This is a genomic window from Aquabacterium soli, assembly GCF_003933735.1.
Lineage (GTDB): Bacteria > Pseudomonadota > Gammaproteobacteria > Burkholderiales > Burkholderiaceae_C > Aquabacterium > Aquabacterium soli.
The window spans coordinates 1-7,619 of the sequence record NZ_RSED01000041.1; the positions used below are offsets into that span (position 1 = coordinate 1).

Consider the following 7,619-nt stretch of genomic DNA (forward strand, 5'->3'; position numbering starts at 1 on the left):
CTCACGCACCACTGCCACATCCTGGAGACGGGCAACGAGTCGCATCGCTTCCTGCACAGCTCCAGCACCGCCAAGAAGCGCATCAAGGCACGAGAGCAGTCTCGGATGCAGGCAGCTGCAGAGGTCAAGGCCTGACATTCAAAGCAAAGGGGGAAGGCGCTGCGCGGCTTCCCCCTTCGTGTTTAACCATGGCGACCGGAGGATTCAAAACGAGGCACGACTCTACACTTATCCACAGTTGACCATCCTTTGGTCGGCTAACAGCCCTGGCTCAATATTGGATCGGCACAGTGGCTCAGATTTGGATCGGCGCGGACAGCGAGTGACCCGCGAGGTCATTCGTCATCACACAGGGGCGGCCGTACGCAAGCGCTTTCCGACTCTACCCTTCAGTGCCCTGTCATGTCCCGAAGAGGACTGAAAACAGGCGAGACCGTCCACAGTCGAAGTTGAGTTAGCTGCTAATTCTGCGAAGGCATGGATAAGCCTGTGTTGAAATTGCGGCTATGAAGTCGTCGAAATCTCAAAGCCAGGTTCGCCTCAAGCAGCTTAGCCAGGAATACGTGGATAGGCAGGGGCAAGGTCGTACGCTTGACTACAGTCGTGTGTCAGCGGACAAGCTTCTTTTGCTCGAGGCTATCAATGATTGGAGTGGTCAGGCGCTTGCACAAGGAGGTGACTTCAAGTTCACCTACGGCGGAGACGACCCGTGCTGTGAATCCAGGAATGAGCGGGAGTTCTTGATAAAGAATCTCCATGCTCAGCCATATGTTGTCTACCCAGTGTCGGGATTCTTCCTGGGGGATAGCAGCGAGCTTCTGTTCAGCCATGAGCACTCGGCTTTCAGGATGCTTCCACACGCAACGGGTTCCTTCTCTCACGCAATAGGCATTGCTGAAAATCAGCACATAAGCGATGTGCAGCAAGCGATGCTGCTTTGGGTCGCCTGCGCGACAGAGAGCTGCTTGGAGTACCTTCGAGAACAGCTTGAGCAGCACGGCATGCGCATGCAAGCTGAGGAGCAGGCAACTGTAGAGAGCATTGTCCGAAGCGCGCTGCGAAACCATTTCTCGATTGGCCAAGTACGCAATGCGATGTGGCGTGTGGCTCGAGAAGTCGCAACGTTGAGCAAACGTCAGTTCTGGAACAACGAGAAGGCCGCTCAACAGGTGCCCAAGAAGTTGGACAAGGTCCTGGCGGACGCTGTAGCGAAGGGGGCGGACTGGGAGGCGTACAACAGGCCTGAGTACCAGCCCATGGGGGCAGTGCTTTCGCTCTTCCTGAAGAGGTTTGACGTTTCCGATAGGACGCCTGGCCCGCAGGTCTTTGCGATTCTTCAGCAGGATGCAGACCTATTCGAAGGGGATGAGCCAGAGCCGGAGCGAGAGGCTTCCAACAGCACGACGTTGGTAATCGGCTCCTTCTACTTTCACGAGGTGTTCACGCCGTTGGACCAACTGCTGGTGTCTTGCTTCAGGGGGGCGCGGCTGGAGTCGGATGAGCCAGTTTGGGACGAGCGCCACCCTGGCATTGGAGTCATACAGTTCTCCATGTCGAACCTGAACGCATTTGATGGTCATGCGTTCGGTCGACGAGTTTTGCCCATGCTGGGCGTTCACGCTCCCACGGAAAAGGACTTTGCTCGACATGCTGCGAAGATTGGGAAGGAGAACGACCATCCCTTCAACCTGAAGAACTCTGTGAATACAGCATGGCGGGAGGCCGTCGCGAAGCTGGACTTGTTCCAAGATGATGCGCAGGTCCTGTCAGACATGATTTGCTATGCCCCGGAACCTGGCGACCTCTTGCGGCTGAACGGTGCAGCTGGCCAATCCGGTCTTGTGGGCGTCCGAGTCGACTATGCGTTCTCTGATGTCGACTACGGCTACACGAGCAGCTACCTCTCTCTCCCAGGTCTTCGAGTGAGCCTTGGGGAGGATTTGCTTAGTCCAGCACGGAACGACTTTGACCTGGTTGCCGCGTACTGTCGGAAGGACGAGCAAGAGATGGTTGATGTGCTTGCCGACGGTATCTCGCATGCTGTTCAATCCGCCGACCCAGCTATGCGAAAGCAGTTGCTCAGGGCAATAGGCGAGAGGTTGATTGCTACATCAGAAGAGAACTCTGGCTTCTTGGGGGCTTCCGTGGCGGGCGCAGGTTTAGCCGCTAAACCTCCATCGTCCACGCAAGGTGGATTTAACTAGGTGAATCAACCTTTTCTACAAGCGTCTAGGTGGGCTAGATATGACCCATGCGGGCGGCCCTTGCTTGACCCATCATCATGAGTTTTCAAGACCTTCCCACTTTGGTTTTGTAGTCCGTTTGCCGAAGACTTGACGGCTGACCGATATGAATCCGCTAGCAGTTGGAATCGTGGTGGACTCCAGAACGGGTGACGCGTCAGCGAACTGGCGAACTACATCTTCTTGGCTTGGCGAGCAAGCTATGACTGCCTCATAGGCAAATCGCGATATCTGCGTATTCATCGCCTTCACCCACTCTTCGTGCGGTGCTTCCTGGTGTGTGAGGCCGTTCTGGCTGTACGAGGCGGATTGCTCGCGGGTGCCCAAGATGGCCATCGTCGGGCTAACCGGGAAGAAGAAGCAAATATCCCCTCCGTCGAGGTTCACGGTGTAAGGTAGTTGCTTGTCGAACGGCAACGATGGGTCAAACCAGATGACTGGGTTGTCGCTGCTCAGGAATGGGGTGGGCGTCCCGTTGTGGATGACAACGAGTCCGATGTGGTTGAACAGTTCTCCCATTCCCCTCATCACCGTGGCCATGGCATGGATGCTCTGATGAGGGTCAATGGCAACTACCACCTCCTCGAGGATGTTCGGTAGTTCAGAAGGGGGTGGAGGGAGTTCACCCCTGGCGTCTAAGGCCTTCAACTGTGTCTTAACGGTCTGTGCAAGGGACGCTTCGACCAAGTCTCGGCGAGCGGGTACCCGCGCGAACTGCAGCGCCATGAACTCAAAGATGTCCGTCATGAGCTGAACACTCACTTCTCCTCGCTTGCGAAGGGACGTGACCACAGGTGGCCATTTCCCCTCAATCGACGAGAAAAAGGCTTCGAGCTGGTTGTTGTCTTGCCCACCGTTTGGCATGGGCTGTGAGTAGTAGTACCTGCGAAACTGCGTCGCGTCTGGTGTCATCGGCAGAACCTTGCCAGGCTGGTCCTTCCGGTAGACCAGCAGGCGGCCTGTGGGGTCACAGAAAGCCTTTAGATAGGCTTTCGGGACATAGTGGTGGCGCTTTGTTTGCTGCATAGGAGAAAACGGTAGCACGTTGGCTACCGCTTTTCCGACGAAGAGCTAGGGCGCTTGGCTTAGATAAGCGGTCGTTGGTTCGGCAGCAAACCATCCTCGTTGGATTCACCCTCGGCCGGCTGAGCCGAAACCAAGGCGCTTTCCGCGGGGAGAGTTGGCGAAACGGAAGCAGCCCCCGGGCCTTCTGTCTGAGCCACAGCAGGGGTTCCAACACCGGCATCTTGCACAGCAATGGGTAGGACCGTGCGACTAACGCCGCAGAAGTCGGCGAAGACCCCAAGTATTGCTCTTGCTTCGATTGAGAGCGTCCGGTTCGACAGGGGCGTTACGTCATGCGCGTAGTCGTCAAACTCCTTCGCTACGGGAAACAGATGTTGTGCGTTGTGCTCACGGGCGAAATGTTCTGCGACGATGTCCGCCCGAACCCCTGCCAGACGCTTGGTAAGCTGCTCGCGCGCTTGCGCAGCTATGGCGCGGCCGTTCTGCATGCCTTCAGCCAAGGCTGCAAGTGCGACATCGATGCTCTGCCTCATGCGTCCGTCGCCGCCATCTCCGTACGTGACGCCTTCAACGATGCCGGCGTATCGGCGCTCCCCCTCCTCAAAGACGAACTTCTCCAGTGCCGAATCCAGCGCGATACAGGCCAACCCCGCTGTCAGCAATGCACAGCGCACGGCGATGTCACGGTGCTGAGTGCGAACCTCTGCTCGGCTGGCGAAGAATCTGAAGGCAAGCATCGCTTTGTTGAACGCCGGGAAGCCCCCAACGCTTGCTACAGCAGACTTAGCTTCACTGACAACGGAAATCCAGTCCCCGTCCTGCTTCTGCGCAGCATAGGCATGTATGCACTCTAAAAACTGCTCAAGCGTCAGCCTTTCCCCTACTTCGAGCTTCTTGCCAAGGCGGTCCAGGAAATTCTTGGAGAGCACAGCAATCTTCTGAGCCTGCGCGAACTTCACCAGCGACGAGTTTGTATCAGTCGTGGCGATGATGGCGCGGTCACAGTTGATGACTGCCTGCAAGCCTTTGACCCAAAGGACGCGTTCGAAAGCCTTGGGTGAGCGCTTGTTCTTGACATCCACGATGCCGCGAATGCGAGAGCTCGCAGCCTGTCGACCATAGAGCCAGACATCGACATCAGTGACATCCTCACCTTCGAATCGGAAGGGGACAGAGCGCAGAACGTAGAAGCCTTGACGCGCGAAGTAGGCGCGCACCAGTTCTTCAAGCATCGGGCCTTTGGTTGGTGCCATGTCAGCCTCCGCTGCGAAGTCTGTCGAGCGCGTCGACGAGGAATCTCGAATCGTTGACGGTGTGCTTTTCACGGATTTCCTTGCGGGTTTGGCCCGGACCTTTGAATGTACTGGCCGCAGCCCCGTCCATCAAAATTGCTTCAGAAGCTGGCACGTTTCCATTGATGATGGTCAGTGCCAATTCGCCCACGTCCTTCTTCAGTAGGCGCATAGAGTATCGATTCGCCGCCTTCTCTGTGACCTGAATCACTTGTCGGCGTTCAAGCTCTTTGTAGTCTTCCCCGATAGCCCTTGCGCCCCATTGCCCACCCACCTCGTAGCCCTCGATGAGGTTGCGAAGCAGCGCACGAGGCATCTTGATGTGGCCGCGGGAGTCAGAACTCCTGGTCATGCCGTAGGTCAATGAGGCAAGGAGTGCCTTCGCGTCATCGACAGGGTCATCCTCGAACGGGCGTCCGAACTTCTGGAAGGCGTCTGGAGATGTCAGGTATCCGACTGCTTCATGGCTGTTGCTCACTTCCAGCCGGTCGAAAAGTCCAACGCCAATGAGCCGTTTGTAGAGGTCAGTGCCGAGAATCTGATGCGCATCCGAGTCCAGGACGGTGCCCTTGGCGGCTATTCGGGCTTTAAGCTCCTGCAACTTGCTCTGCTCTGCGTTGTTGAGCGAGCCCATCAGCCAATAGGCCTTTGTCGCATATTGACCGCTGCGGAACGTGTTGTTGTTGAAGACGATTGCGTGGCCTCGGTCTTCGGCCTGGTCGAGAATGGCCGTCGACTTGCAGATGTCAATCAGCTCGCTGGCACCTTGGGTGGTAATGCCAAAGTTCCCTGAAACGTATTGAACGATTTCGTTCCTGGCCGCCGGCCGCTCGGCGACCTTCTCGGATAGATGAAGTACCGCCCGTTCATCGTTGGTTGGGTTGACGGATTCGAATATGGCTGCTGTCGTTTCTAGGACTGCAGATGCAGTTGCCCCTAGCACGGCAACCCCACCATTCTTCGCTAGGTCGATGCGCCCCTCGCTCTGCAGTCGCTGTAATCCAGATTCTCGTGCCGAGCGGTCAATGCCATTTATCTGGCATATTTTTGTCACCGTACTGGCTTCAATCGTAGGAGTGGATTCTCCTTGAACATTACGCCGGAGAAGGTTGTACAGACGCCCCGTCTTGCCGGCGTATTGAATGTTCTCAAGCCGTCCAGCGCCGGTCACGGCATCAAGGCTCTTTGAGTGAGCCAAGAGCCACGCGCCAACGGTTTCGCTGTCCATTTCATCGGCCATAGATTCCCCTGAATGATTGCTGTCTACCGCGTTCTAGTGACGGGCAGTTGCCGACCCCTGGGTCGGAATGAGTGGATATGGGATTTTGTGCACTGATAGCAGATGCATTTTCTCATCTTGGAGACCTCACCTACCCGGAGGTGCACTATATCCAAGTTTGCTCAGGACACGGATTTAGGCGCTCGCAGCAGACCAGTGATTGAGCGGCTGTGTACTGCTAGAACACTGAAACGAAAGATGTGGCATTGAGCGCCTAGCAGTGGAAGTATCCGACGAAGTGCGAACTTGGACTATGTATGCTGGGGGCTGTGCTGGGCACTTGTTCCTGGGCTGGAGTTGTTTTCCCCTCTGGATTACCGGTCATCCCCACTGTCCCCAATCTGGATGCTGTCGTGGCGACTCGGCAGCTGGCGTGTCTGGGGTCTCCGGAGCTTCTCCTGAAGGCGCGTCATCCAAGGGGGCGTTGCCGAACGTTGCCACGTAGATGATGGAGGGTCCTTGCGGCGTACGCCATGGCTCCTGATACTCGATATCGGAAGGAGGCTCGTCCCCATCACTCTCAGAGTGCTTGAGGCTTTCCAGCCACTCACGCGCTTGAGGCTTAATAAATCGTGCCAGCTCGGCTAAGTCGAGGTTGACTAGGGATGCGTAGGCAAAGTTGTAGTCGACCTCAGAGAGACTCATGAAACTCAGGAAGGCGAGCAAGTCGCGTCGGCGGGGCAGGGCAGTTGCACCGGTATGACCCAAGCGCTTGACTGGGTAGTGCTTCCACCCCGCTGATGCGCCCAGGCATGCCGCTACGAATGAAGACCAGTGGTCTGTGTTGGCTGGGGCTATGTCCCAGGGGCGTCCTAGTGTGCCGAGGAGAAAGCCTTCGTAGAGTTCAGCCAGCGACATTGATGCCGTAACCGATGGCGTTGAAAGCGGGGGCGCTGGGGAGGCCAACGCGGCCGCCCAGGCACATGCTTCCGGGAAGCCCGCTGGCGTAGATTCGTTTGAGACGATGCCATAGAAGCCCGTCTGTGTGACTGCACCTGGACCTTTGGAAAGAATCCAGCGTGACGACTTGTCGGGCGGTGGTCCGATTTCCTTGTGCGGAAAGGTGAATGGCGTTGTCCAGTCCGAATAGAGGTCAAACTGTTGCGCCTCCTTGCCGGTGAGTGACCCCGTTCCAGGCTTGCTCGAACTCTTGGCTTGAACCAGGAATGCTCGGCCTTGGGGCGTCGCTACTCCTGTCTGGAAGTGATGCCGCACCATCAAAAGGTCTCCCAACTCGATGTGACCAGGGCGCCGGTACATCTTAATTTTCGGCTTTTGATGGATGAAGATGCCAGACACCAGAGGGGCACCGTTTGACAAGCCTAGTGGGCCCAGGTGTCTGTCAATGATGTGGCGAAGGTGCCGGTCCGCAATGGGATGCTCGAGAAGGTTTGAGACAAAGGCGGGCTCTCCGGGCGTCTTCCACTTGTCAGTGGTGGCTTTCTTTAGGCCATACAAGGAGGCATCGGTACGAACTTTGGAAAAAGTCGACCAAGTTTCTTTGTGCGACTGGTTCAGTAAGCGTATTAGGTCTGAGCGCAGGGTCATCTCAGCATTATCGTGATGAGGCCGGTACCTTCTTGCCCACCCGACGAACTGTTGTTCCGACGTTATCGGGTATGCTATCCAAGGTGGAGTCGCCCGCCATCCGTCCGCACTGGAGAAGTAGCCGCAGCGACATGAATCACATTCCTCTCTGAAAAAAGACTGGCTCATGCAGGGCTGGGTGAGCGGACCATCCTAGTAATCCTGCTAGGATGTTGGCGCCGATTCAAAATT

At 56.5% G+C, this 7,619-nt stretch carries 5 protein-coding genes and 1 pseudogene; 2 read left to right on the forward strand and 4 right to left on the reverse strand.

Annotated elements, in window-relative coordinates:
- Together EIP75_RS23505 and EIP75_RS23510 are read left to right on the forward strand one after the other, a co-directional pair.
- Positions 1-135 (forward strand): annotated as a pseudogene (locus EIP75_RS23505) (ATP-binding protein); the annotation flags it as partial.
- 371 nt (positions 136-506) lie between these two features.
- Positions 507-2,204: a hypothetical protein gene (locus tag EIP75_RS23510; protein ID WP_125245622.1), complete on the forward strand. Its 1,698-nt coding sequence runs from the start codon at positions 507-509 to the stop codon at positions 2,202-2,204.
- A gap of 75 nt (positions 2,205-2,279) precedes the next feature.
- Here the strand turns inward: EIP75_RS23510 and EIP75_RS23515 are convergent, their stop codons facing one another.
- From EIP75_RS23515 to EIP75_RS23530, 4 genes are all read right to left on the reverse strand, one after another.
- On the reverse strand, positions 2,280-3,269 hold the full coding sequence (locus EIP75_RS23515; RefSeq protein WP_125245623.1) for a DUF4238 domain-containing protein: 990 nt from the start codon (positions 3,267-3,269) through the stop codon (positions 2,280-2,282).
- Positions 3,270-3,328: 59 nt separating this feature from the next.
- Positions 3,329-4,522: a hypothetical protein gene (locus EIP75_RS23520; RefSeq protein ID WP_125245624.1), complete on the reverse strand. Its 1,194-nt coding sequence runs from the start codon at positions 4,520-4,522 to the stop codon at positions 3,329-3,331.
- 1 nt (position 4,523) lies between these two features.
- On the reverse strand, positions 4,524-5,801 hold the full coding sequence (locus EIP75_RS23525) for a hypothetical protein (protein WP_125245625.1): 1,278 nt from the start codon (positions 5,799-5,801) through the stop codon (positions 4,524-4,526).
- 360 nt (positions 5,802-6,161) lie between these two features.
- A complete protein-coding gene (locus EIP75_RS23530) occupies positions 6,162-7,388 on the reverse strand; it encodes a hypothetical protein (RefSeq protein ID WP_125245626.1) in 1,227 nt (408 codons plus the stop codon).
- Positions 7,389-7,619 lie beyond the last annotated feature (231 nt).

Excerpts from the sequence above, each read along its gene's own strand:
- EIP75_RS23510 (WP_125245622.1), top strand. The coding sequence starts at position 507 with ATGAAGTCGTCGAAATCTCAAAGCCAGGTTCGCCTCAAGCAGCTTAGC.
- EIP75_RS23515 (WP_125245623.1), bottom strand. The coding sequence starts at position 3,269 with ATGCAGCAAACAAAGCGCCACCACTATGTCCCGAAAGCCTATCTAAAG.
- EIP75_RS23520 (WP_125245624.1), bottom strand. The coding sequence starts at position 4,522 with ATGGCACCAACCAAAGGCCCGATGCTTGAAGAACTGGTGCGCGCCTAC.
- EIP75_RS23525 (WP_125245625.1), bottom strand. The coding sequence starts at position 5,801 with ATGGCCGATGAAATGGACAGCGAAACCGTTGGCGCGTGGCTCTTGGCT.
- EIP75_RS23530 (WP_125245626.1), bottom strand. The coding sequence starts at position 7,388 with ATGACCCTGCGCTCAGACCTAATACGCTTACTGAACCAGTCGCACAAA.